The organism is Candidatus Pseudothioglobus sp. Uisw_041, assembly GCF_048087625.1.
Lineage (GTDB): Bacteria > Pseudomonadota > Gammaproteobacteria > PS1 > Pseudothioglobaceae > Pseudothioglobus.
Map to the genome: position 1 here is coordinate 340145 of NZ_CP159805.1, position 25882 is coordinate 366026.

Annotated in this window: 26 protein-coding genes; 21 read left to right on the plus strand and 5 right to left on the minus strand. The window is 32.5% G+C overall.

Going from position 1 to position 25882, the window contains the following annotated elements; genetic code table 11:
• The first annotated feature begins 1 nt into the window (after position 1).
• The 12 genes from ABXT44_RS01720 (at position 2) to ABXT44_RS01775 (ending at position 11977) form a co-directional block, all read left to right on the plus strand.
• Positions 2 to 934: a hypothetical protein gene (locus ABXT44_RS01720; RefSeq protein WP_416687629.1), complete on the plus strand. Its 933-nt coding sequence runs from the start codon at positions 2 to 4 to the stop codon at positions 932 to 934.
• A gap of 101 nt (positions 935 to 1035) precedes the next feature.
• Positions 1036 to 1752 (plus strand): acylneuraminate cytidylyltransferase family protein, encoded by a 717-nt coding sequence (locus ABXT44_RS01725; RefSeq protein WP_416687631.1) that lies wholly within the window; start codon positions 1036 to 1038, stop codon positions 1750 to 1752.
• Positions 1753 to 1770: 18 nt separating this feature from the next.
• A complete protein-coding gene (locus ABXT44_RS01730) occupies positions 1771 to 3162 on the plus strand; it encodes a hypothetical protein (protein WP_416687634.1) in 1392 nt (463 codons plus the stop codon).
• Positions 3163 to 4065 carry a glycosyltransferase gene (locus ABXT44_RS01735; RefSeq protein WP_416687636.1) on the plus strand — a complete coding sequence of 301 codons (903 nt, stop codon included), beginning with the start codon at positions 3163 to 3165 and terminating at the stop codon, positions 4063 to 4065.
• Entirely contained in the window at positions 4049 to 4858 is an 810-nt protein-coding gene (locus ABXT44_RS01740; RefSeq protein ID WP_416687638.1) for a methyltransferase, TIGR04325 family, read from the plus strand. The genes ABXT44_RS01735 and ABXT44_RS01740 overlap by 17 nt, the downstream gene beginning before the upstream one ends.
• Positions 4859 to 4962: 104 nt before the next feature.
• The gene (locus ABXT44_RS01745; protein WP_416687640.1) at positions 4963 to 5691 is read left to right on the plus strand and encodes a class I SAM-dependent methyltransferase; all 729 of its coding nucleotides are present in this window, start codon (positions 4963 to 4965) and stop codon (positions 5689 to 5691) included.
• Positions 5684 to 6637 (plus strand): glycosyl transferase, encoded by a 954-nt coding sequence (locus tag ABXT44_RS01750; protein WP_416687643.1) that lies wholly within the window; start codon positions 5684 to 5686, stop codon positions 6635 to 6637. Before ABXT44_RS01745 ends, ABXT44_RS01750 begins: the two co-directional genes overlap by 8 nt.
• A gap of 2 nt (positions 6638 to 6639) precedes the next feature.
• The gene (locus ABXT44_RS01755) at positions 6640 to 6999 is read left to right on the plus strand and encodes a sugar 3,4-ketoisomerase (RefSeq protein WP_416687645.1); all 360 of its coding nucleotides are present in this window, start codon (positions 6640 to 6642) and stop codon (positions 6997 to 6999) included.
• A complete protein-coding gene (locus ABXT44_RS01760) occupies positions 6999 to 8093 on the plus strand; it encodes a DegT/DnrJ/EryC1/StrS family aminotransferase (RefSeq protein ID WP_416687648.1) in 1095 nt (364 codons plus the stop codon). Before ABXT44_RS01755 ends, ABXT44_RS01760 begins: the two co-directional genes overlap by 1 nt.
• A gap of 102 nt (positions 8094 to 8195) precedes the next feature.
• Positions 8196 to 8993: a DUF268 domain-containing protein gene (locus tag ABXT44_RS01765; RefSeq protein WP_416687651.1), complete on the plus strand. Its 798-nt coding sequence runs from the start codon at positions 8196 to 8198 to the stop codon at positions 8991 to 8993.
• Positions 8994 to 9002: 9 nt separating this feature from the next.
• Positions 9003 to 9890 (plus strand): alpha-1,2-fucosyltransferase, encoded by an 888-nt coding sequence (locus ABXT44_RS01770; RefSeq protein WP_416687654.1) that lies wholly within the window; start codon positions 9003 to 9005, stop codon positions 9888 to 9890.
• A 206-nt stretch (positions 9891 to 10096) separates the two neighbouring features.
• Complete coding sequence (locus tag ABXT44_RS01775) at positions 10097 to 11977, plus strand: polysaccharide biosynthesis protein (protein WP_416687656.1); 1881 nt, start codon at positions 10097 to 10099, stop codon at positions 11975 to 11977.
• A gap of 88 nt (positions 11978 to 12065) precedes the next feature.
• On the opposite strand, the gene galU is transcribed toward ABXT44_RS01775, so the two are convergent.
• Complete coding sequence (gene galU, locus ABXT44_RS01780; protein WP_416687659.1) at positions 12066 to 12902, minus strand: UTP--glucose-1-phosphate uridylyltransferase GalU; 837 nt, start codon at positions 12900 to 12902, stop codon at positions 12066 to 12068.
• A 190-nt stretch (positions 12903 to 13092) separates the two neighbouring features.
• Here galU and ABXT44_RS01785 point away from each other — a divergent pair, with 190 nt between their 5' ends.
• The gene (locus ABXT44_RS01785) at positions 13093 to 14106 is read left to right on the plus strand and encodes a glycosyltransferase family 10 domain-containing protein (RefSeq protein WP_416687661.1); all 1014 of its coding nucleotides are present in this window, start codon (positions 13093 to 13095) and stop codon (positions 14104 to 14106) included.
• Positions 14107 to 14128: 22 nt separating this feature from the next.
• Here the strand turns inward: ABXT44_RS01785 and ABXT44_RS01790 are convergent, their stop codons facing one another.
• The 3 genes from ABXT44_RS01790 to ABXT44_RS01800 form a co-directional block, all read right to left on the minus strand.
• Positions 14129 to 16390 (minus strand): hypothetical protein, encoded by a 2262-nt coding sequence (locus ABXT44_RS01790; RefSeq protein ID WP_416687662.1) that lies wholly within the window; start codon positions 16388 to 16390, stop codon positions 14129 to 14131.
• Between the two features lie 13 nt (positions 16391 to 16403).
• Complete coding sequence (locus ABXT44_RS01795) at positions 16404 to 17000, minus strand: VTC domain-containing protein (RefSeq protein ID WP_416687664.1); 597 nt, start codon at positions 16998 to 17000, stop codon at positions 16404 to 16406.
• Between the two features lie 103 nt (positions 17001 to 17103).
• A complete protein-coding gene (locus ABXT44_RS01800; protein ID WP_416687666.1) occupies positions 17104 to 17679 on the minus strand; it encodes a DUF4956 domain-containing protein in 576 nt (191 codons plus the stop codon).
• 348 nt (positions 17680 to 18027) lie between these two features.
• Between ABXT44_RS01800 and rfbF the strand changes: the two genes are divergently transcribed.
• From rfbF to ABXT44_RS01830, 6 genes are all read left to right on the plus strand, one after another.
• Positions 18028 to 18798, plus strand: a complete 771-nt coding sequence (rfbF, locus tag ABXT44_RS01805) for a glucose-1-phosphate cytidylyltransferase (RefSeq protein WP_416687669.1) — start codon at positions 18028 to 18030, stop codon at positions 18796 to 18798.
• Positions 18799 to 18804: 6 nt separating this feature from the next.
• Positions 18805 to 19863: a CDP-glucose 4,6-dehydratase gene (rfbG, locus tag ABXT44_RS01810; protein WP_416687670.1), complete on the plus strand. Its 1059-nt coding sequence runs from the start codon at positions 18805 to 18807 to the stop codon at positions 19861 to 19863.
• On the plus strand, positions 19860 to 21077 hold the full coding sequence (locus ABXT44_RS01815; protein WP_416687672.1) for a DegT/DnrJ/EryC1/StrS family aminotransferase: 1218 nt from the start codon (positions 19860 to 19862) through the stop codon (positions 21075 to 21077). Before rfbG ends, ABXT44_RS01815 begins: the two co-directional genes overlap by 4 nt.
• 3 nt (positions 21078 to 21080) lie before the next feature.
• On the plus strand, positions 21081 to 21833 hold the full coding sequence (locus ABXT44_RS01820) for a class I SAM-dependent methyltransferase (RefSeq protein WP_416687674.1): 753 nt from the start codon (positions 21081 to 21083) through the stop codon (positions 21831 to 21833).
• A 163-nt stretch (positions 21834 to 21996) separates the two neighbouring features.
• Complete coding sequence (locus tag ABXT44_RS01825; protein ID WP_416687677.1) at positions 21997 to 22974, plus strand: GHMP kinase; 978 nt, start codon at positions 21997 to 21999, stop codon at positions 22972 to 22974.
• Positions 22975 to 22978: 4 nt separating this feature from the next.
• The gene (locus ABXT44_RS01830; RefSeq protein WP_416687679.1) at positions 22979 to 23533 is read left to right on the plus strand and encodes a D-sedoheptulose-7-phosphate isomerase; all 555 of its coding nucleotides are present in this window, start codon (positions 22979 to 22981) and stop codon (positions 23531 to 23533) included.
• Positions 23534 to 23547: 14 nt separating this feature from the next.
• Here ABXT44_RS01830 and ABXT44_RS01835 read toward each other — a convergent pair whose 3' ends face one another.
• Positions 23548 to 24093, minus strand: coding sequence for a D-glycero-alpha-D-manno-heptose-1,7-bisphosphate 7-phosphatase (locus ABXT44_RS01835; protein WP_416687682.1), 546 nt, complete (start codon positions 24091 to 24093; stop codon positions 23548 to 23550).
• Between the two features lie 20 nt (positions 24094 to 24113).
• On the opposite strand from ABXT44_RS01835, the gene ABXT44_RS01840 reads away from it, so the two are divergent.
• Together ABXT44_RS01840 and ABXT44_RS01845 are read left to right on the plus strand one after the other, a co-directional pair.
• Positions 24114 to 24827, plus strand: coding sequence for a nucleotidyltransferase family protein (locus ABXT44_RS01840; RefSeq protein WP_416687683.1), 714 nt, complete (start codon positions 24114 to 24116; stop codon positions 24825 to 24827).
• Between the two features lie 60 nt (positions 24828 to 24887).
• Entirely contained in the window at positions 24888 to 25835 is a 948-nt protein-coding gene (locus ABXT44_RS01845; RefSeq protein WP_416687686.1) for a glycosyltransferase family 2 protein, read from the plus strand.
• Positions 25836 to 25882 lie beyond the last annotated feature (47 nt).

Below are 25882 nucleotides of genomic sequence, written 5' to 3' on the forward strand. Positions count from 1 at the left end.
AATGGCAAACAAAATTCCTGGATTAACAGTAAGTATTCCTTTATTTTTTAATGAAAATGAATCAATTGATTACAAAACATTAACTAAATATATTGAGGATCTTGGGACGCAAAAATATATTGCCGCCATATATAGCATGGCATACAATACTCGCTACAGAATGTTGAGCGAACAAGAGGTTCTAGAGGTTAATATTGAGATTCTGAGATTAGCTAAAGAAAATAATTTAGTATGCTATGTTGGACATCCTTATATTTTTAATAGACAAAGATTAGAGGACTATTTAGAGAGTATTTCTAAATATAATCCTGCAGGCATCTCAATGCTTTATCCTGAAAGGTATTACGGAATAGATGAGCCAATTATTGATTTTTTAAAGTTACCGGAAAAGTTCGGTTTAAAGTCTGTGCTTCATGAAATGAAACTGGTATCAGGGTTTGACGGCTCCCTTATTAATTGGCCTGCAGATTTGTTACGTAAAGCTATTCGATTAGATTCAGTAATTGGGGTGAAAGAAGATTCTAAAGATGAAAACATTACTCAAATTGTTTTACAAGAGTGCAAGAAAAAAGGTTCAGTATGCATTCTTGCTGGTGGGGGTAAGCTGCAAGCGTTAAAATATATAGACAAAGGGTTAAACACTTGGCTTAATGGCTCAACTATTTTTTGCCCAAAAATTATAGATAAGATATATCCTGCAATTATGAAAAATAATGATAGAGAAATCTCCTTTTATATTGAAAACATAGAGAAGCCTTTTTTTGATGAAATTGTGAAAATTTTTGGGTGGCATTTAGCACACAAAGCGGCGTTACAGTTTTTTGGCTATGGAATGAGGTATGAGAGATTCCCTCATCCAATAATGCCTTTAGATTCGTATAATAAAATTTCTGATACTTTAAAAAATATCCAAAATAGTATTAAAAAATTATGATTGATGTTCGTAATTTGCAATCCTTATTATGTTTCAGTTATAGATCTTTTATTGAAAAACTAAACAATAAGCTATAAAGGGTATAAAAAAATATTTATATTATGAATAAAATTAAATATACTGCATTTGTACCAGCAAGATCTGGCTCTAAAAGATTACCAGGCAAAAATATTAAATTATTAGCTGGAAAACCATTGGTTGTTTGGACCCTTGAGGCTTTTATTAACTCTAGCAAGGTTGGTGAAGTTATTTTTTCAACTGATTCTATGGAATACTGGCAAATAGTAAAAGAATATATTAAATCAGATAAGCTTATTTTAGATTTTAGGAGCTCAGAGGAGGCTGGAGATTCAGTCAAGATATTTGATTATCTTAAAAATGAAAATAAGAAAATATTTGACAATAGGGATGGTGTTTTTATTTTGGCATTACCAACAGCGCCTTTTCGAACAACAGCTCATATTAATGAGGCAATAGATTTATACGAAACCCTAGGGAAGCCAGTTTTCTCAGCAGTACAATATGGTTTTTCCATTTCATTTGCATTTACACAAAGTGATAATAATTGGCAAGCTGTATTTGAGGATAGTCCAATGATAACAGGCAATACTCGTAGTCAAGATCAGGCTGAAATTTATCATCCAAACGGCGCTATTTATCTACGGCCTATTAATGATTTAAGATCAAATGAATTAACAACTTTGTATGAAGGTGCAATCCCATACATAATGAGTGATATTGATTCAGCTGATATCGATAACGAGATAGACTTTATGGTAGCTGCAGCTGTTATAAAAAGTAAAAAAACAATCAATTAGCTACTAAGGGTATTTAAATTGAAGACTTCTGATGCATTTAAATTAATTGTCCAGGTAGAGAATTTGGTTAATATTGACGTATTTACATGGAAAGGTTTTAACACCTGGCCAATCGTTAGGCAAATATTATGGTTTGAGTTAACAAATGGTTCTTTAAATAATAAACTAGATACCCAGAAAACTTTTCTAGAAGTTCTTGTAAAGATTACAAGGCTAGTATCAACTATGTATTATTCATTCAGAAGGGAACAAGTAAGCACAAATAATACAAAAATATTTATCTCCCGTCCAACTTATTTACAGGAATTACATTCTGGGAAGTATTTTGATAGAATAGTAGATCCAATTATTGAGTCGTTAGATGTAAATGAAAAAATAACCAAATATTACGTTTCAAAGCCATCAAAAGAGAAAGAGTTGATGTATGAGTCTTTGGTTATGCGCCAAAGTATTTCTATTAACGTTCCAACTCTCACTATTGAACAAAAAAAAGTCATACATCAAATCGAGCATGTATCAGGTATTAATGAATTAGAGTTGCAACAAAGGTATAAAATTTTTTTAGGTTCATTTATTAGGTGGTTTATTTCAGCAAAAAGAATTTTATCAAAACAGAAAAAATTAAAAGAGATATATTTATCGAGCTGGTATTTTCCAGATATGATGGGAATTTGTGCCGCTGCAAGCGAGCTAGGTATTAAAACAATAGATGTGCAACATGGCAAGCAAGGAAAATATCAAGCCATGTATAGTGGTTGGACAAAAATTACTGAAAGCGGCTATGCCTTAATGCCAAATAATTTTTGGTGCTGGGGTCAGCCAAGTTGTGACCATATTCTTGCATCATCTGCAGGAAGAAAAAACCACACTCCATTCATTGGGGGCTATCCTTGGATAGATTACTATAAGAAAAAAATAATTCCAACTACTTCTTATATTCATAACAAAATGGTCAACGTACTTCTAACAATGCAACCCCCACAGGGCGAGAATAAAGTGAGAATCCCAGATTTTATTATTGACTTCATGTCATCTAGACAGATGATAGATGTTCATTTTACTTTTAGACTCCACCCAAATGATATTGTGGGAAGAGATTATTGTGAACATAAATTAAAGTTAATTAGTCAAGATTTATACTCATTAGATTTTGGCAATAAAAATTTGTATGATGTTTTTATGGTTTCAACAGCCCATATAACTGCATATAGCTCATGCTGTTATGAGGCAGCAATATTTAATGTACCAACATTATTGTTTGGTAAGGAGTCAAGAGATATTTATGAAGATGAGATAAGGGACGGCTTCTTTAAATGGACTGATGGAAATGTGCCTGATTTAAGTACATGGATAAGTAATTTAAAAGATAATAATGTAAGCTGCAGTAATTACATTAAAACAACTAATTAAATGATTAATTTAGCACCAATAGTTTTATTTGTCTATAACCGTCCAGACCATACAGTGAAAACAATAAAAGCTTTACAGAAAAATGAGTTAGCAAGTGAAAGTGAACTTTTTATATATAGTGATGAAGCAAAAAATGACGATGCTCAGATAGCTGTTGATAAGGTGCGAAAGTATATAAATAAGATAGACGGATTTAAAAAAGTTACAGTCATTAAAAGAGAAACAAACTGGGGACTTTCAAGATCGATAATTAATGGCGTTACAGACGTAATTAATAAATATAAAAAGATAATTGTTCTTGAAGATGATCTGGTTACTAGTTTTTACTTTTTGAGGTTTATGAATGAAAGTTTAGATATGTATGAAAAAGATAATCAGGTTGCATCTATACATGGCTATATCTACCCAATAGAAAACTTGCCTGATAATTTTTTTATAAGAGGTGCTGATTGTTGGGGGTGGGGAACATGGAAAAATAAGTGGGATATTTTTGAACCTGATGGACAAAAACTTTTGAACGAATTAACTGCTAAAAACTTATTAAAAGAAGCTGACTTTAATAATAGTTTTGGTTTTATAAAAATGTTAAAAGGTCAAATAAATGGTAAGAACGACTCTTGGGCCGTTAGATGGAATATGAGTGCATTTTTAAAAAATATGGTTACTTTATATCCAGGGAAAAGCTATGTACAAAATATTGGATTCGATTCTCAGGGCACACACTCTACAGAAACTGATGTTTTTAATGCAAATTTAAACACAGAGTTTATTCTAGAAAGAATAGAAACTAATGAAAATCTTGAGGCAAGAAAAAAATTTGAATTATTTTTTAAAAAAATAAAACCTTCTGTGCTTAGAAGAATAACATTAAAAATATTATTTACTTATGAAAAATTTTATTAAATCATTAATTCCCCCAATTGCACTAAAAACTTTGCAAAAAATCAGATTCTATAGATATGGCTGGAAAGGTGATTATGCCACTTGGCAGGACGCTGAAAACGACTCTATTGGATACGATAGTGAAAAAATACTTCAAAAAGTAAAAACATCAATGCTAAAGGTGAAGAGTGGCGAGGCAGCATATGAGAGAGATGGTGTAATATTTGATGAAATCCAATATTCTTGGCAACTTCTTTCAGGACTTATGTTTGCAAGTAGCGTGGGAAAAGGTGCGCTCAAGGTTCTTGATTTTGGAGGAAGTTTGGGAACTAGCTATTATCAAAATAAATTTTTTTTAGATAAACTTGATGATGTGTCCTGGAGCATCGTTGAGCAGAAACACTTTGTAGATACTGGAAAAAAATATTTTGAAGACGATAAGCTGAAATTCTTTTATGATGTGAGTGAATGTATAAGGCAAGAAAACCCAAATGTATTACTGCTTTCGAGTGTTCTTATGTACATAGAGAAGCCTTATGAATTGCTAGATACCCTATTAGAATATGATTTTAAATATATATTAATAGATAAAACTCAGTTTAGCAAAAGCAATGAAAGAATAACACTTCAAATTGTTCCGCCAAGCATTTATAAGGGGAGCTATCCTTGTAGGTCTTTTAAGGAAGCAACTTTAAAGGAGTATTTTATAAAACATCAGTATAGTATATTAGAGGATTTTCATTCTTATGATGATCACGATGAATTTGAATTTAAGGGAATGATTATAGAGAAGGTCAATAATCAGAATGTATAACTATTACACACTTTTCGATAGTAGCTACTTAACTCGTGGCTTACCATGTACGAAACGCTCAAAAAATATCAGTAGTAATATCTTCGTACGATTAATACAAAAAAATGCTTAAAAGATTAAAAAAAATATACAAGCAAGAGCAGTTTAATCCAAAAATACTTGGATTAGTTGTTAATCCGTTTTATTTTGCAAGAAAAGGTTTGTATAAAAATATATCAGAATTAACTCCCAATCTAAAGGGTAAGCTACTTGATGTTGGCTGCGGTACCAAGGCTTATCAATGTATGTGCAACGTAGAGAAATATATTGGATTGGAGATAGATAATGAAGATAATAGAAGTCATAGTTCTGCAGATATTTTTTATGATGGTAAGGTAATACCTTTTGAAGATAAAATTTTTGACAGTATTTTATCAACCCAAGTGTTTGAGCATGTATTTAACCCAAATGATTTTTTAAAAGAGATAAATAGAGTTACAAAAATAGGGGGAATGTTTCTTTTAACAGTTCCATTTGTTTGGGATGAACATTCACAGCCTTATGACTATGCTAGATATTCATCTTTTGGGTTGGAGCATATTTTAAATAACAATGGCTTTAAAATAGTACATTTTAAAAAAAGTGTAAATGATTTTAGTATTATTTTTCAATTAATTAATGCTTACGTAGTGAAAACCCTGGTAACAAAGAATTCATATTTAAATCTACTTATAGCGTTATTATTGATTGCACCATTTAATATTATCGGATTGTTTTTTTCAAAAATATTACCAAAAAATAATGATTTATATTTGGATAATATTGTTTTAGCAAAAAAAAATAAAGATGTATAGCTACTGCACTTTATTTGATAGCAACTATTTAACTCGTGGTTTGGCTATGTATGAATCGCTTAAAAAATATAGTGATAATTTTCATCTTTATATTTTTGCATTCGATGAAAAAAGTGATGAAATGTTAAGAAAATTATTTTTAGAGCATGTCACTATCATATCACTTTCGAAGTTTGAAGACGAAGAGCTCTTAAACGTCAAGGGTGATAGATCTATAGCCGAATACTGTTGGACATGCACACCTTCTATTATTAAATACTCCATAGAGAATTATGGGCTAGATAACTGTACTTATGTCGATGCAGATATATACTTTTTTAGTAACCCATCTGTACTCATTGATGAAATGGGAGGCAAGTCTATACTGATTACGGAGCATAGGTTTACACCTAAGTATGATGCAACTAAGGCAAGTGGTAAGTATTGTGTACAGTTTATGACATTTAAAGATGATGTAAATGGAATGCTAGCTTTAAATTGGTGGCGTGAAGCATGTCTTGACTGGTGTTACGCTAAATTTGAAGATGGGAAAATTGGAGATCAGGGGTATCTAAATGATTGGATGACAAGATTTGAAGGAGTTCATGAGCTGCAGAATTTGGGTGGTGGTGTTGCGCCTTGGAATGTGCAACAATATGATTTAAGTGATAAATCTTTTGGACTTGTGTTCTATCATTTTCAAGGCTATAGAATGTGGAGTGGTAATAAAATCGCTTTGAGCGTTTATAAGCTTAGTGATAATGACATTAATCTACTATATAGACCATATACAAAACACCTTGATCGAATAACACAAGATTTACTTAAATTTGACAATGTTAGTGATTACAATGGAATTGCAAAAAAGAGGTTTAGTTATTTAAGGGTATTTGTAAGGTGGCTGTACTTTAAGAGTAAGGGTTTTGAAAGTACTGTTGTTAGTAAAAAGTATTTATTAAAGGGCTGAGAATGGCATATATTATTGATTTACCAACATTTTCAGATGAGCGGGGTAGTTTGACAGTTATCGAAAATTTACTTCCATTTGATGTAAAAAGATTTTATTATATTTATAATGCCGTGGTGAAGAGAGGTGGGCATCGACATAAGAAAAATATGCAAGCTTTGATATGTTTAAGTGGCAGTTGTGAAGTATATGTAAACATCAGAGGTGATGAAGAAATTTTTTTGCTAAATGTCCCTGATAAATGCTTAATATTGAATCCTGAAGATTGGCATATTATGGACAAATTTTCTGAGAGTGCAACACTCCTAGTTTTTGCCTCTGAGTTTTATAATTCTGATGATTATATTGACGAGCCATATTGATGATTGAGTATGAAAATCTCAAGAAAGTAAACGAGAAATTATTTGATAAATATAATAATTGCTTTAATGAATTTATTGAGAGTGGTTGGTATATATTAGGCGGACAAGTTGATAAGTTTGAAAGTGAGTTTTCAAGGTTTATTGGTACAAATCATTGTATTGGTGTAGCATCAGGATTAGATGCTTTAATACTGGCAATTGATGCATTTGATTTCCCTTGTGGCAGCGAGATAATCGTTCCATCTAATTCTTACATAGCAGCTATTTTAGCAATTGTTCGGAATGGTTATACACCTATATTAGTAGAGCCAGATATTGCGACATATAATATTGATCCAAGTTTGATAGAAGATAAAATCACAGAAGATACAGTGGCTATATTGGTAGTACATCTTTATGGAAAGTCTTGTGAGATGGATAGAATCAGTCAAATTGCTAGTATGTTCGGCTTGGAGGTTATTGAGGATTGTGCACAGGCTCATGGTGCGGAGTTTAAAAGTCAAAAGGTTGGTAGCTTTGGTGTAGGTTGTTTTAGTTTCTACCCAACAAAGAATTTAGGAGCTTTAGGCGATGCTGGTGCTATTACTTGTAATAATCAACAGTATAGCAATAAGATAAAGTCTTTGAGAAATTATGGAAGCTCAAAAAAATATTATAATAATGACTTGGGATATAATTCAAGATTGGATGAAATACAAGCTGGATTTTTGTCTAAAAAGTTAGAAATTTTGGACGACATTACAGCCCATAAAAGAGAATTGGCAAGGACTTACTTTAATAACTTGGATGATAGGTTTATCAAGCCTATTGTTAACGAGAATTATTTTGATGTTTATCATATATTTAATATACGACATCAGCAAAGAGATGAGTTAAAAGAGTATCTATTAGAGAACGGTATAAAAACAGAAATACACTATCCTATTCCACCGCATAAACAGAAGGCAATGGATGGCATGTTTTTGGATAAGTACCCTATAAGTGAAGAGATTCATGCTACAACATTAAGTCTTCCTATATCTTATTTCCATACAAAAAAAGATATACTAAAGGTCTGTGAGATTGCAAACAGTTGGATAGCACGTATATTATGAAAGGAATAATTTTAGCTGGAGGCTCAGGCAACTATCTCTATGATGACGGGCATGAAAGAACATTACTCTATGTTGCATTAAAAGATAGAAACTAGGATTGTCATGAAATACTTTTTCAATACAATGTTCATCTTACTAGTTAAATTTGGTATAAATCCAATTTCTATGTGGAGGTTTTTTTTGGGGTTGCCATTTTTTGTTAAGGATGCTTTTGTGTTTTACTGGCAGAAGCGAGAGAGTAATGAAAAACAACATTTTTCTTTTGGTTTATTATTTCCAATTTTAGATGAGAGATTCAAGTCAAGCGGTTCTGCTAGTGGGCATTATTTTCATCAAGATTTGTTGGTGGCTCGTAGGATTTATGAAAACAAACCTGATGTTCATTTGGATATAGGTTCGAGAGTTGATGGCTTTGTGGCACATGTTGCTTCATTTAGAAAAATCGAAGTTTTAGATGTTCGACCAATAGGACAAAAAGTTCAGAATATTACTTTTAAAAGAGCAGATTTAATGCAGCTTGATGACAGTATGTCAGAGTATTGTGATTCATTATCTTGCTTACATGCTTTGGAGCATTTTGGGTTAGGTAGATACAATGATCCAGTCAACTATGATGGCTATCTTGATGGCTTAAATAGTATATATCAGATCTTAAAAGCAGGCGGTAAGTTTTATCTTTCAGTTCCAATTGGAAAACAGAGGGTTGAGTTTAATGCACATAGGGTTTTTTCAGTAGAGTATTTGTTAGGGTTGTTTGATGATAAATATACTGTTGATTATTTTTCTTATGTTGATGATAGTGGTGATTTACACACAAATATTGCGTTAGGAAAAGTAGATATAAGTGAAAGTTTTGGGTGTAGTTATGGTTGTGGTATTTTTGAAATGACCAAAATATAATAAATTTAGATGATAATAGTCAATATTGTTGGTGGGCTTGGCAATCAAATGTTCCAATATGCATTTGGGTATGCTATGTCAAAGGAAAATAATACAAAGATCAAGCTTGATATTCGTGGTTTTGATGCTTATAGCCTTCGTACCTATGAATTAGACTTATTTAATATTGAAGAAAATCTAGAGCTTCAATCGACATATAGTTTTCTTTTGAATCAGCTTAATGGTAAAAATAATTCCCCCCTAAGTAAGGCTTCTCGTAAGGTGTTAAGAAGGTTGTTAAGATTTACTAAATTTTATTACCAAGAGAATAAAGATTATACTTTTGATGAAGGTGTTTTTAATATAAAAATAGATACTTATTTTCATGGATATTGGCAAAATGAAAAGTATTTTAAGAAATATCGTAAAGAGCTTTTAGAGGTGTTTACGTTAAAGAATATTCATTCTAAAACTATAGAATACCAGCAACAAATTATCAAAAGTGATGCAGTAAGTTTGCATATTAGGCGCGGTGACTATGTAACTGATGCTTTCACAAATAGTGTTCATGGAGCTTGTGATATAGAATATTACAAGAGGGCAGTAGCGGAAGTTCTAATAAGTAAAAAACAGGCGCACTTTTTTATTTTTAGTGATGATTTGGATTGGACGAAAGGTAATCTCGATTTTATTGAAAATAAAACATTTGTAAGACTTGAATCTAATATTTCAGATCACGAGGAGATGTATTTAATGAGCCAATGTAAGTATAATATTATTGCAAATAGTTCATTTAGTTGGTGGGGTGCTTGGCTTAATCAGAATTCAGATAAAAAGGTAATTGCACCAAAAAAATGGTTCAAGGAAGGCAAGCTTAATTCAAAGAATATTATTCCTAATTCATGGATGCGATTATGAGTAATTCAAAAATTTTTAGAAGTAATATCTTTGTTCGATTAATACAAAAAAAATGCTTAAAAGATTAAAAAAACTATGCACGCTAGAGCAGTTTAATCCAAAGATAATTGGATTAGTCCTTAATCCATTTTATTTTGCAAGAAAAAGTTTGTGGGTAAATACCCTTATCAACTTTAAAATAACTCATTTAAACTGACTGATATACTGTGTTAAATAAAATCATTAATTTGTCACGGCGTATCAAGCAGCTTGTTTTAGTTTTTATTGATTCTTTGCTTCTTGTGTTAGTTCTTTTGATATCGTTTTCGATTCGTCTCGGACACCTTTACTTTCCAAGTGGTGATTTGATTTGGCTAATATTTGGTGCGCCTGTTATTGCCATTCCTATCTTTGCTAACTTTGGGCTGTATCGAACAATTATTCGTTATATTGGCCTTAAGGCCCTATGGATGGTTGTTCAGGCGTCAACGTTATATGCCTTGATTTGGAGTGTGCTTGGGGTTTTAGTTGCGATTGAGGGCTTACCACGTTCAGTTATATTAATAAATTGGCTATTGATCATGATAGCTATAGCTGGTTCGCGGATGTTCGGGCGCTGGCTTCTCTCAGAGACTCACTATAGAACAAATATTGCAGAGACCAGTAATGTAATGATATATGGTGCTGGCTCCGCTGGCAGGCAGTTGTCGATTGCCTTAACACAGTCGACTGAGTACAATCCAGTGGCTTTTATTGATGACAACAGTGAACTGCAACGTCAATCCATTAATGGCATTATTATTATCTCTAGGGGTGACTTAGATCAACTGATTGAGAAAAAAAATGTCACTGAAGTGTTGATAGCGATTCCGTCATTGAGTCGCATTAAGCGTAATGAGGTTATCAATTTTTTGGAATATTATCCGGTACTTGTTCGCTCATTGCCAGGTGTGGCAGAGTTAGCGCAGGGTAAGTTTAGAATTTCTAATCTAAGGGATGTGAGCATTATAGACTTGCTAGGCCGTGATTCTGTTACTGCCAACAAGGAGTTATTGAGTAAAAATATTACTAATAAAGTGGTAATGGTAACTGGAGCTGGGGGCTCTATCGGTTCTGAGCTTAGTCGGCAGATATTGGTTTTAAAGCCAAAAGTGTTGCTACTGTTTGAGCAGAGTGAGTTCGGCCTGTACAGAGTTAATCAAGAACTCATAAATGTTGGTATGCCCAATGTTGAGATATTGCCAATGTTGGGCTCTGTTACCAACAGAAAACGCTTAAATCATATCATGCAGCGCTTAGATGTAAATACAATTTATCATGCGGCAGCTTACAAGCATGTGCCGATGGTTGAGTCGAATAATGCCGAAGGGGTGAGTAATAATATTTTTGGCACCCTTACTTGTGCCCAGGTTGCAATTGAGAATGGGGTTGAGGCTTTTGTATCGATTTCTACTGACAAAGCCGTGCGACCAACCAACACCATGGGGGCAACAAAGCGCGTGGCTGAGATGGTATTGCAGGCCCTGGCAGGGCAACACAGAACTCGCTTTAGCATGGTAAGATTCGGCAATGTTTTGGATTCCAGTGGATCGGTGGTGCCGCTGTTCAAAGAACAGATTAAAAGGGGTGGGCCGATTACAGTGACCGACCCTGAAATTTTGCGTTATTTCATGAGCATACCCGAGGCTGTTGAGCTAGTTATTCAGGCAGGTGCTATGAGCAAGGGGGGAGATATGTTTGTACTTAATATGGGTGAACCTGTGCGCATTGTTGATCTGGCTAGAAAGATGGTTCGTTTAAGCGGCCTAGAGATTAAGGATAAGCTTCACCCGGATGGCGATATTGAGATTCAATTCACCGGACTAAGGCCAGGTGAAAAGCTTTATGAGGAGCTGCTGATTGGTGAAAATGTTTTTGAAACCGATAATCCAATGATCATGCGCGCAGAGGAAGAGATGATGGTGTGGGATGATTTAAAGTTAATTATTGATGAGTTGGAAAAGGCTGTTGATAACAACGATCAGAATATGCTGCGGCAGTTATTAATAAAAGCTGTGCCGAGTTTTAAGCCACAATGTGATATTACTGATATTTTATATAACGATTAAGCGCTGGACGATAAGAGATTTCCAAAGCTAGGGTTGAGCATTTTCTTTAGTTGTTATACTGCACTTGCCATTTTTTTTTGTTTAAGGCTTAGATCAGATCCTGTTGCTTGGCAAAGTAATTTGTAGCCTCTACAAAGCCCTTAATTCCTCCGCAATCATAGCGCGTTCCTTTAAACTTATAGGCAATCACCTTGCCTTTTTTAGCTTGAGTGAGAAGTGCATCGGTGATTTGAATCTCACCGCCTTTGCTCGGCTTCGTATTTCTAAGAATATCAAAAATATCTGGCGTTAGTATGTAACGTCCAATAATTGCCATGTTGGTTGGGGCATCTTTTGACTCAGGTTTTTCGACCATATTCGTTACACGAAATGTATCCTCCATCTCATTGACTAAGTTACCAGCGATAATTCCATATTTGCTAGTTTGATCCATTGGGATTTCTTCAATGGCCACGATTGAACATTTATGTTGGTTGTATACTTCAATCAATTGCGAAATAACTCCACTTTCATCGTCATCATTCACGCACAGATCATCTGCAAGAATTACAGCAAAGGGCTCATCACCAATTAGAGGCTCACTAGTTAGTATAGCGTGACCTAGCCCAAGCATTTCTTGTTGGCGAACATAAGTAAAAGTAGATTTTTTTAGAATTTCTTTTATTTCTGTTAAATAGTGTTCTTTTGGAGTTCCTTGAAGTTGTGATTCTAATTCAAATGAGTTGTCGAAGTGATCTTCTATTGCACGTTTACCTCTACCAGTCACTATAGCCATATTGTTGATCCCAGCTGATAAAGCTTCCTCCACTCCATATTGAAGTAGTGGTTTTGTAAGAATGGGTAACATTTCTTTAGGAACTGCTTTTGTAGCTGGTAAAAATCGAGTTCCATATCCTGCAGCAGGAAAAAGACATTTATTAATCAATTTAATTACCTATTGTTTCAAAAATTCAATTATAACTAAACTAAGTGATAGTAATAGAATGACTAGTAATATTTAATATGATTTATAAATATATACGATGATGATGTTTTTATATAATATATTCAATAGTCTTTTTCTTAGGTTAAAATAAACAATAGTAATTCTTAAAACCATCTAAATCCTAACTTTTATGTTAAGAATTAAAGTTTCTGCAGCTAGTCAGCCTAATAATTTATATCTTAGACACACCCCTGGAATGAGTGGTATTTGGGGAGATTGCGAGTTTTTTATTAATACTGATGTTGAAGAGTGTGATTGGTGGTTTGTATTGCATGGCTCGGGACTAGCTAATACTGAAGAATGCTTATGTGATCCAAATCATATAGTTTATGTCTCCATGGAGCCAAATGAGACAATTAGCTCAGTTTCAAATAAATTTATGGATCAATTTTCACATTTGGTAATTTGTGATCGCCATATCAAACATCCAAATATAACATACATGAATTGGCTTACTTGGTGGGTAGGAATATCTGTGAAAATAGGTAAAGGCCATCATTTTTCTAAAAATTATAAATATAATTATGATGATTTTAGTAATATGAAGCCATTTACTAAAGAAAATAAGGTGTCAGTTGTTTATTCACCTAGAAATGTTTCAAGTGGACATCAAAAAAGAATTAATTTTTTAGATAAATTAATTAGCTCCTCTATTTCAAAATATATAGACGTTTATGGCGTTGGCTATAAGCCAATTTCTGATAAATGGGATGCTATAGCTAGATACAAATATCATTTAGTAATAGAAAATACCAGATCTAAAGATTATTGGTCAGAAAAATTAGCTGATGCCTATATTGGTTTTGCTCTTCCAATATATTTCGGATGCGAAAATATCCATGATTACTTTTCAAAAGATTCGATAATACTAATTGATATTGATGATTATGATAAGTCAATTGCATCAATAAAAAATGCAATTGAAGGGTGTCTTTACGATACAAAAATTGATTCAATCAAAGATGCTAGAAATATGGTTTTAAATAAATATAATATATTTCAATTGATGGCAAACATGGCTGTCACTAAATCAAATAAAGCTAAAAAAGTCAAGCTCTATACAAATTATTATTTTAAAGATAATTGGTTAAAGAAGATTGCAAGATATTCTCTGAATTTTTTTAAAAATATAAGGAAATCTTAAAATAAAAAAAAGCATCATTCAATTAATAAATGCGAGAATTTTTTTGGATAAATGATGGTGCTCCGTCACATTTTATATCATTGCCAACTTTAATCGATCCTCCTCCATACTCTTGCTTTTTGCGATAAGCAGACAAACATATTTTAACGCCGGTAATTGCTGCCTCATTAACCTCTATTTCAGAACTATCTTTAGAAACTATGCCAAAGAGTGCTTCATTCAATACTAGACTACTAATTTGTACTTTAGCTCCTTCACCTGCAGACACTCCTTTATCCCCACAATAAGCAAGTTGAGCTTCTTGAAATCTATAGAGGCCAGAAGAAACATCTAAGCAATCATTTCCTGCATTTGTAACTTGTATTTTTTCAAATGCTAATTGTGAAAAATCTGCATCAATAGCATCAGATTTTGCATCAACAACAATCAAGTTATTAAGGCTGCCAGTCGATCTTACAAAATGAACTGCATCTTCACATTTTGATTCGCTCAATTGAATTGTCATGTTTATCAAATTTATATCATTAAAAGTGATACACCCAGTCAATCCAAACTCGGATGATCTATCACCTTCTTGTTTAATATAACCAAGATTAGCATCTTCATCAATAACCAATATCCAATTTTTAAGTGTTCCTCCAGATATCTTTATTTGAGCTGTTTGGTCGTTAAATTCTAGACGTCTAATAAATATACTTTTATTCACCTTATCTATTTTTGGTTCTAGATTCGAAGTATGCTCCAGAACTGCCCCACTAAAACCTATATTAACGGAATTTTTTTCTAATGGATTGAAGTACATTTTATTTTTTGCTACTATATCAAAACCATGAATGAACAGCCCATCATTAAGGTTTTGTGGGTGAAATGGATAATCTTTAGAGAAAAATGAACCATCTACTTTTTCTAACGCACATTCAAAGTAATCATTATTAATTAAACACGTTTTCAACTCACTTTCATTATGTTTCCAAGAAACTTCGATCTTTCGACCAATTTTTTTAGCAGCTTTTTTGAGGTAACTATCCCCATTAAACTCCTCAAGCAGTTTTTTATGTTCCTTGTAGCTACTTGCTATGCTTACATTTTCTAAAAAAATAACAGCATCATTAATAAGTTTGATGATTTCATTATCTTTAAAACTTACGCCACGATCTTTCAGCAATGATGACAGCTCTTTTATGTTTATTTTTTTTAAATTATTCGATACAAAGTCTTTTTGGATTTTTGTAAATTTAAAATTAACATCGACAGGATGGCGGGCATTATGATGCCCATCATAGTATATTGGGAAGAATTCACGAGATATAAGATCATAGATAATTCGATGATCATCTCGACTTAATCCATCCGCATTTTTTAGAGCAAAATTAAGTAAATGAAAATGTATGAATCTATTTTGACTATTGCTTGGCAAGAAATCTATCGTTAAAGCAGGGTCAGAGTAATCAATTAAGGACAACCTATTTGTTTTTAAATAAACTGGACTAATTAGATCTAACATGTCTCTAGCAATTCTATTAACATTTTCACTTTTAATAAGCTTAGTGTTGACGATTTTTGGATTTGCAAGCTCGTAGTACCCTTCATCACCTTCAATAATAAATCCGTCATGAAAGTCATTGGTTTCAAGTAGTGATTTTGAAATATCTTCTTGAAATAATGCTTGAAACATTTCACCTCCAATTTGCACATTAACCATTGCAGTTTTAGGCGCCATAAATCCCATTTTTTTGTGTATGAGTGCGATTAGTATTTCATACTTAAACGCCCGTGAACGTGGTACTAGAAGTTTAAATTTAGTAATATTATGAATCCTTCCATTTTTTAGTTTAATTTTGATAGAGTGTTTAATTGCTCCACCTCTTCCCATGTGATCATGCATATCTCCAGTCAGTCTATATTCCCCAATAAGCTTGCATTGAGAGTTATTGAATTGCACTTCAACTTTTCGGTATTTTGACCATCCTCTGTTAGTCAGATTGCTTACGCCTTCGACCTCTCTGAATTTCTTTAAGATACTCTTATAGAATTTTTCTTCATTCAAATTTAATTTTATTACTTTAACCTGTTCTAGCCATCTATTTGAATTTAAGTCTTCATAAATCTCCTCACATTCTGGTTCGATATTTGGAACGACAGTCAATATTTTCTGAAATTCATCATCAGATAGGAGTTGACTTTCCAAAAATATCTCTTGGGCACTTACTGCTATTGGAGCAATCAAAAACAAAATTAAAAAGCCATAAATAAGTAAAATTACTTTATTAATTGATTTAATCACAATCCCTGTCTTATTAGTTTCTATCAAAGCACAACAAGCCACGTGAGTACTTTGAAAACCTTGATGTAGGTTGTGAAATAATGCTTTTGATATAATCATCACCATAGTTAATAGGTGATTTCACCTCCATGACGTCCTCATTGTCCCTAGCAACAATATTAGTCTTATACTTAAGAGATTTGTAAGAAATATTTCGATCAAAAGTAATGCGCAATGATTTAAAACTGAAATAATGTCGCTCATAACTTACTATCAAGGATGGCTTTAAAATACCATAAGAACTATCAAAATACCGAGTCTTTAGTACAGCATCAAGATGTTGTAATTTAGGCTTTTTTTGTACAGATTTAAAGCGCCCTTCAATAGACGAAATTTTGGTTTCTTTTGTGAAATCTTGCCTATTATCATACCATCTAATACGTATTTTTTTTCTTGGCAAAACACCTTCTTCTGATTCCTGGAAGAGCGATAGACTTTCATTGTCAAAATAACAACTGTTAACAACTCTACATGGATATAACTCTTCCATACCAAGAGTTATTAACTGATCTTGTAGTTGTGCCATATCACTATGAGAAAGTCGAAACTTATTTTCTTTTCTAAAGCTCATTAGTTATATTAGGAAAATTAAAAGTTCCATATTTTACTAATCCATAATAAGTAATTATTAAATAGTCTTTAAAATGCTAAAGAATTAAAACCTAAAATTTAACTTATTTAGAAAGTTGATAGCTAATAATATCATTATTATCTTTAAAACTTTTTTGGATATTTAATAAATCGCTAAATTTATGTGCAGTTAAAATATATTCAACATTTTCTTCTGAAACACGTTTAAGCGTGAGATGTTCATTGTGCTCTAGAATAGCGAGAGTTTTTGTAGACGTTATTTCAAGAGTACTTAAGGCATTTCCTTCTATGAACGACGTTGTAAAAAATGGCTTTCGAAATATCATAAGTGACAGATAATAACAAAAGACAAGGGCTATCGTAGCAAGAATAATGGAGCCAGCTAAAAAGAAAAGCCATTTAATGCTAACTGACGCAGCAATACCCATCGTAATTGCACCAAAGTAAACTGAAAGCTCAAATGGAGAGCGAACTGGATGTCGAAATCGAACAATCGAGAGAGCTCCAACCATACCAAGTGAAAGTGCAATATTACCAGCAATCACATTAGTTATAACGTAAGTTAAAATTGGCAGCAATACCAAAGTGGCTGTGTGTGCAGTAGTTGTAATCCATCGCTGCCCAAGTAATTGAAGTGCAAGTCTTATTGCTATTGACATTAAAATCAATAGTAAAATTTCTGTTAACTTTTCGCCTTGTTGTAGCAGTATGTCATTCATATGTGTCAAAAATTATACTGATTTTTCAATCATACGATAATTAATATACTATTAATATATAAAAGAGAAATAATAATTTATAATTACTCAATATCTGATCAAGCTTTATCAATATTAATGAGATGTCTTAATGAATGATATGATAAATTGGGATAGATGGATTTTGTTGACGCGACTTGTGGAGATTTTAATCCCCAAACATAATGCACCCAATGAAATTAATTGTATTAATTGAAATGGTATTTAAGATTTTATTATTCAAAATTTTTAAGAATTAATGGGTAAATTATGAAAGCAGTTATATTAGCAGGTGGTCTTGGTACTCGCTTAAGTGAAGAAACAACTTTTAAGCCAAAACCGATGATTGAAATTGGTGGTAAACCAGTTTTATGGCATATTATGAAAATGTATTCTTCACATGGTATTAATGACTTTGTAATTTGCTGTGGCTATAAAGGCTATGTTATTAAAGAATATTTTGCAAACTATTTTCTGCACCAATCAGATGTAACCTTTGAAATGAAAAGTAATTCTATGGAAGTTCATCATAAGCGTGCAGAACCTTGGACAGTTACTTTAATTGATACAGGTGAAAAATCAATGACTGGAGGTAGATTGCTTAGAGTTTCTGAATATATAAAAAATGAAGAGGCTTTTTGCTTCACTTATGGTGATGGTGTTTCAGATATTGACATAACAAAATTGATTAAATTTCATAAAGCTCATGGTAAGGATGCAACACTTACTGCAACATATTCTCCAGCAAGGTTTGGTGCTTTAGAAATACAAGATAATAAAATAATGAAGTTTACTGAAAAACCCATAGGCGATGGCGCCTTAATCAATGGTGGTTTTTTTGTACTTTCTCCAAATGTTTTAGACCGCATTTCAGGAGATGATTGTATATGGGAGCAAGCGCCATTAAAAAGTCTATCAACTGATCTTAGTCTTATGGCATTTAAACATGAAGGTTTTTGGCAACCAATGGACACACAAAGGGATATGGCATATTTACAGGAATTATGGGATAAAGATGAAGCACCATGGAAAACCTGGTAGATCAGAATGGTTGATAAAGAATTCTGGAATGGTAAGAGAGTATTTTTAACTGGGCATACAGGATTTAAAGGAAGCTGGCTCTCTATTTGGCTAAATCACTTAGGATCCTCTGTTAAGGGCTTCGCATTAAATCCTCCCACATCACCATCTCTATACGAAACTGCAAAAATAGATAGTCTAGTTGATTCAAAAATTGGAGATATAAGAGACCAAGAGCTGCTGCATAAAAGTATGGTGAGTTTTAATCCTGATATTTTAATCCATATGGCCGCTCAGCCATTAGTTAGACTCTCTTATGATGAGCCAATTGAGACTTATGAAGTAAATATAATAGGTACTGCTAAAGTACTAGAAGTTGCCCGCTATTGCTCAAATTTAAAAGCTATTATTAATATTACATCAGATAAATGCTATGAAAATGTAGGGTTTGACAAAAGTTATAGTGAAACTGATCCTATGGGCGGTTTTGATCCTTATAGTTCCAGTAAAGGGTGTGCAGAATTAGTTGCATCATCATACAGACGTTCTTTTTTGAATGATGCAGGGATTGGGATTGCGTCAGTCCGTTCGGGAAATGTAATTGGTGGAGGTGATTGGGCTGCTGATAGACTAATTCCAGACATCTTAAGGTCTTTTGAATTAAATAAATCAGTTGTAATTCGAAACCCTAATGCTACACGCCCATGGCAGCATGTTCTTGAGCCACTATCAGGTTATCTTTTGCTTGCACAGAAATTATATGATGACAAGGCATATTCAGAAGGCTGGAACTTTGGTCCTGATGAGAAAGATATAAAGCCAGTTAACTGGATTTTAGATAAAATGATTTTAAACTGGCCAAATTCAAGCTGGAGTTTGGACGATAATGTGAATCCTCATGAGGCTAGTTTTTTAAAATTAAATATATCTAAAGCTTCGGAACTCCTGGGCTGGACTCCAACTTGGGATTTACAAATGACGCTGGGAAACATAATTCGATGGCATAAACTCTGGCTGGATGATGCTGATATGCAAAAAGTATGTATTAACGAAATTGATAATTTTACTAAGGATATGAATAAATGAAGAATGATACTGGTGATTTAGAACAAATCTCTTATGCAAAAACTGTTTATGGCCAGGAAGAAATTAATGCTGTAGTTAAGTGTTTGTCCGAATCAACCCAGTTTGGTAATTACTCTAGGCAGTTTGAGCGAAAGATTGCTGATCTATTTAATAAGAAGCATTGTCTATATGTTAACTCTGGATCTTCTGCGCTCTTTATTGGAGTAGAGGCGTTTAGCTTTTCCAAAGGTGGAGAAGTTATAACTCCTGCACTGACTTTTTCTACATCCATTGGATGTTTGGTTAAAAATGATTTAATTCCTGTTTTCGTTGATGTTGAGCCATTAACTTACTGTATAGATGTTAGTCAAATTGAAGCGCAAATTACTGAAAAAACTGTGGCTATTTTAGCGCCAAATTTGATGGGTAATCTTTGTGATTGGCCTGCAATTAGGGAAATAGCGGATAGATTCAATTTAATAGTCATTGAGGACTCTGCTGACACCCTTGGAGCAACAATAAATGGTCAAGGATCTGGCTTCTATTCTGATATGTCAATAACTAGTTTTTATGGTTCTCACATAATTAACTGCGCTGGTAATGGTGGAGCTTTAGCGATTAATGATGAAAAAGCTATGGAAAAAGCAAAGTTATTGAGATCTTGGGGTCGAAGTTCTTCATTGTTCGATGAAAAAAGTGAAGCTATTGAAAATAGGTTCAATGTTGATCTTGATGGCATTGATTATGATGCTAAGTTTGTTTTTGAGACTGTTGGTTATAATCTTGAAGGTAATGAGCTTGGTGCATCTTTTGGGATGGTTCAGCTTGAAAAGTTGGATCAAAATATTACTTCACGACAAGCCAACTTTGAAAGGCAGTGTAAGTTTTTTGATAACTACCCTGACTATTTTTCAAATCCTCAAGAGATTCGAAGTTGTAATACAGCCTGGTTGGCTTTCCCCATTCTTATTAAAGATGATGCGCCATTTACTCGTAAGGAATTCCAAATTTTCTTAGAAAAGAGGAATATTCAAACTAGAGTCGTTTTCACTGGCAACATCTTAAGACAGCCAATGTGTCAGAATATCTCCAAAAAGGTTTTGGAGGAGGGCTATCCAAATGCAGATAGAGTTATGGCTAGAGGTGTTTTACTTCCATTACATCATGGTATGACAGAATCTATGTTTAACCGTTTACACGCTACTATTGATAGGTTTATTGAGCAATATGACTAGTTAATGATATTAAGTAAACTAAATGCCACATTAAGAAGCAACGGCATGGTAGAAACTTTAAAAATAATAATGAAATATCCATTTCATTTGTGGAAGATAAAAAACTTTGAAAAGCTTTTAGGAACTATGAGTAATCCAGAAGATAAATTTACCTGGATTTATAAAAATAATTATTGGGGCATTGATGAGAGTTTAAGTGGACCAGGCTCAACATTAGAATATACTGAAAATCTCCGCCTAGAACTTCCTAAGCTCTTAAAGGATTTTAATATCTCTAGTATTCTTGATCTTCCGTGCGGTGATTTTAATTGGATGAAAATTTTAATGCCAACATTAAATGTGAATTATATTGGAGGAGATATAGTTCAAGATTTGGTTGATTCAAATAATTCAAACTATAAGAATGATTCAATTGAATTTATTAAATTAAATTTAACGAAGGATAGCTTGCCTTATTCAGATTTAATGATTTGTAGGGATTGTTTATTCCACTTATCATTCGAAGATATTCAGAAATTTTTGATGAATTATGTGGATTCAAAAATACCTTACTTACTAACTACAACCCATAAAAATAATAACAATTTTCAAAATACAGATATTCAAACTGGGGACCATAGAAGTATTGACTTATTTCTTCATCCATTTAATTTTCCAAAAACACCACTAGTGAGGATAGATGACTTTTTATTGCCAGAGCCAGAAAGGGAAATGTGTCTTTTTAGTAGAGAACAAATACTATCAGTAATAAAGTAATTTAAAATATCATTTACTTATGAAAATAAGGTTGTTTATTTGAAGTTTTATATTATTGATTGGATTAATAATCGGGGCATAGTTGCATCGGTTATAATTTAAAAATATTTTTTTATCATTTTTTTATTTTTTAGATGTTTCGTCTTTTTCCATATATGTGGTTATGATTTTAAGTAGAACCCCTTTTAGAGTTAGTTTTGTTGGTGGTGGTAGTGATTTGCCTTTTTACTTTCAAAAACATGGTGGTGCAGTCATTAGCACCACAATCAATAAATATATGTATATTACTCTTCATCAAAGGTTTGATAAGGGTTATAGAGTTTGTTATTCAACGACTGAAGATTGTGAGTCTGTAGATTTAATCAAACATGATATTGTTAGAGAATTAATAAAAAAAAGTGGAATTGTTGATAGTCTTGAAGTTACATCTATTGCTGATATACCAGCTGGAAGTGGATTAGGCTCCTCTAGCAGCTATACTGTTGGATTGGTAAGTGTTTTAAGAGCCTATAACCATAAATTGGCATTAAAAAATGAACTGGCAGAGATTGCATGTGATTTAGAAATAAATATCTTAAGAAAGCCGATTGGAAGACAAGATCAATATGCGGCTTCTTATGGAGGTCTTAATCTTATAGAGTTTAAAAAAAATAATCAAGTTTCTGTATCACCAATAGTAATGGAGAAAGGTCATCTTAAGGAAATGGAAAGTAGGTTTTTAATGTTTTATACAGGTGAAAAGAGGTCAGCAGACGATATATTAAGTGAGCAGGCTTCAAATCTTGAAAAAAATCAGTCTTACATTGATTCTACAACTAAGCTTGTTAAGTTGACTTATGAATTATTTGATCAATTAAATAATAATAACATTAATAATATAGGCAATATACTGGACCAAGGTTGGCAAATCAAAAAAAGTTTGGCTAATGGTATAACAAATGACTATGTTAATAGCCTTTATGATAGAGCTATGAATGCAGGGGCTGATGGTGGGAAGTTACTTGGTGCAGGAAAGTCAGGGTTTATTTTGCTTTATGCCAATAAAAAATATCATGCATCCATTAGGAATGCATTAAAATTGCGCGAACTAGTCTTTAGTTTTGAAAATCAAGGCTCTTCTATTATCTACAATCAAAATTAATATTATGAAAATAATTAACCCACAGGATTACATTGCTAATTATATTAAGGCCCAAAGTGAGGTTGATTATAGTGAAGTTGTTAATGCCGTTGAGTTAATTAGAAAAACATGGATTGCAGGCCATAAAATAATTGCATTTGGAAATGGTGGTAGTGCTTTAAATGTCCAACACTTTATGAATGATTGGGTAAAAAGCTCTTTTGTTAATAAAAATATCCCCTTTAATGGAGTTAGTCTTGTTGATAATGTGGGTTTGTTATCAGCATATGCGAATGATTTTTCTTACGAGGAGGTTTTTCTAATGCAATTAAAAGCAATCCTTGCTCCTGGTGATATTATCATTGCCGTATCAGGAAGTGGAAGCTCTGAAAATGTTATAAAAGCAGTTGAGTTTGCGAATGAAAGAAAAAATAAGGTAATATCGTTAACTGGATTCAATGGAGGGTCTTTAATAAAGTTATCCAACTTTGCTGTTCATTTTCCTTTGAATGATATGCAAATGACTGAGGATTTTCATTTACAATTTGGCCATATTGTGATGAAAAGTCTTTTTGAGTAATAGAGGTCTTTTTTTTAAGTATTTTGATGTGAGGTTTCAATAAATTTTTCAATTTTTAGTACCCTAAGTAATTGCATTGGGTTCTTTGCATGATAGGTTGGAAGGATATTTATTTTACTTTTTCCTATATATATACTTTTGCATTTTGCATTTCTCGCACACTGAATATCAGTTTCTGAATCTCCTATAAATATTGATTCTTTTAGATCTATTAAATAATCCCTGGCAATCTTTAAAATCATTTCTGGTTTAGGTTTTCTACAACTACAGTTATCACTCGCTAAATGTGTACAACTATAGATTTTTTTAATGTAAATATTACGTGACTCTAAATGGTTTAAAATTTTTTGATTTATTGTGTTAAGTTCTTTTTTTAACATCAAGCCTTTTCCAACTCCCTGTTGATTTGTAATGATAAAGATTGGAATATTTTTTTTTAGCTTACTAAATATTTCAATATTTTCTTCTAAATAATCAACTTCAATCAATTTTGTAATATATTCATGAGGAGGCATACATTTGTTAATGACACCATCTCTGTCTAATATAATTGCTTTCATAATACTTTATAATTAAATTTATGATTAAAAAATGTATATTACTAGCTGCAGGTCGAGGAACTAGGTTGCAACCAATTACTAATTCTACTCCTAAATGTCTTGTAAAAATAAAGGGAAGACCTTTACTTGAGTATTGGTTAGTGCTTCTAGAAAAACATGGAATTAAAGAAGTCTTAATAAATACTCACCATCTTCATCAGCAAGTTTCAGATTATATAGATTCAATTACCACTTCTATTAACATTACAATATCTTATGAGGAAAATTTACTAGGGAGTTATAGTACATTAGTAAAAAACAAAGCATATTATAAAGACCAAGAAAGTGTTCTTATTGCAAATGCAGATAATTTAACCAACGTTAATTTATCAAATCTCTTTGAATTTCACTATTCTAATTCTTTTGGTGCAACGCTAGCTTTAATTAAAGCTAAAAATCCAACTGAAGTTGGAGTTGTAGAAATAGACTCTAATAATAAAATTGTAAGCTATGCAGAAAAGCCAAGTTACCCGAAGTCTAATTTATCAAATGCTGGGATATATATTTTTGATACAGCATTATTAAGTAAGTTTGAAAAAAATGCTCTTTTGCAAGATATAGGGTACAATCTTTTGCCCAGAATAGTTGGGTTTTCTGGTGGGTATGTTTTAAATGAGTTATTAATAGATGTCGGCTCTCACTTATCACTTGATATAGCGAATAAATTACAATATGACCCCATTGTAAAAATTTGAATCTTAATGCATTTTTTGAATAAAATTTTTAATAAAATAAAAACTATATAGGCTAACAATATGGCTAATAAAGCCCCAGTTGTATTAATCATATTCAATAGGCCTGACCTTTTAAAAAAAACTTTCGAGAAGGTACGACAATATCAGCCTAAAGAATTGTTTATTATTGCTGATGGGCCTCGTACAGACCACCCTGGTGAAGCTGAGAAATGTATTGAAACTAGAAATGTTGTATCTAATATAGACTGGGAATGTAAGGTCTACCAAAACTATAGTGCTGATAATATGACGAGCGCTAAAAGAGTTCGTACTGGGTTAAGTTGGGTTTTTAAAAAGGTAGATCGTGCAATTATTCTTGAAGATGATTGTGTTGCAAATTCTGATTTTTTTGATTATTGTTCAACTTTACTTGAATTGTATAAAAATGAAGAAAAAGTATGGACAATTACAGGTGATAATTTTCAATCTGGTAGGAAAAGAGGTTCTGCAAGTTATTATTTTTCAAAGTACTTCCATGGTTGGGGGTGGGCAACGTGGGCAAGATGTTGGAATATCGCAATTGATGAAAATCTTTCATTTTGGCCATCTTTAAAAAGCTCAAAGGATTGGGAAATGATGCATCCCAATAAAAATGAGAGGAAATATTGGGGTGATATCTATGAGGATATGTATAACGGCAAGGTTGATTATTGGGACTACTGGTTTTCAGCATCAATAACGAATAACTATGGGCTTAATGCAACACCCAACGTTAACTTAGTTACCAATGAAGGTTTTGGACCCAATGCTACTAATACATTATTTGCTAAAAAAATGCCTGGGCTAAAAAACTATTCAATTGGTAATTTAACTCATCCTGAAGTAATAAAAAAAGATAAAAAGGCAGATTCCTATGTGTTCAACTATCATTATGGTGGGAAAAGTCAGTTCTTCTTCAGAAAGCTATTAAGGTTTTTTATGGTAGAGAAATTTGTGAAAAATATTTATTCAGTCTACTTCAAACATTAGATTGTCTTAAGTTGAAATTATTTTCATTTTATATATAATTAAAATGA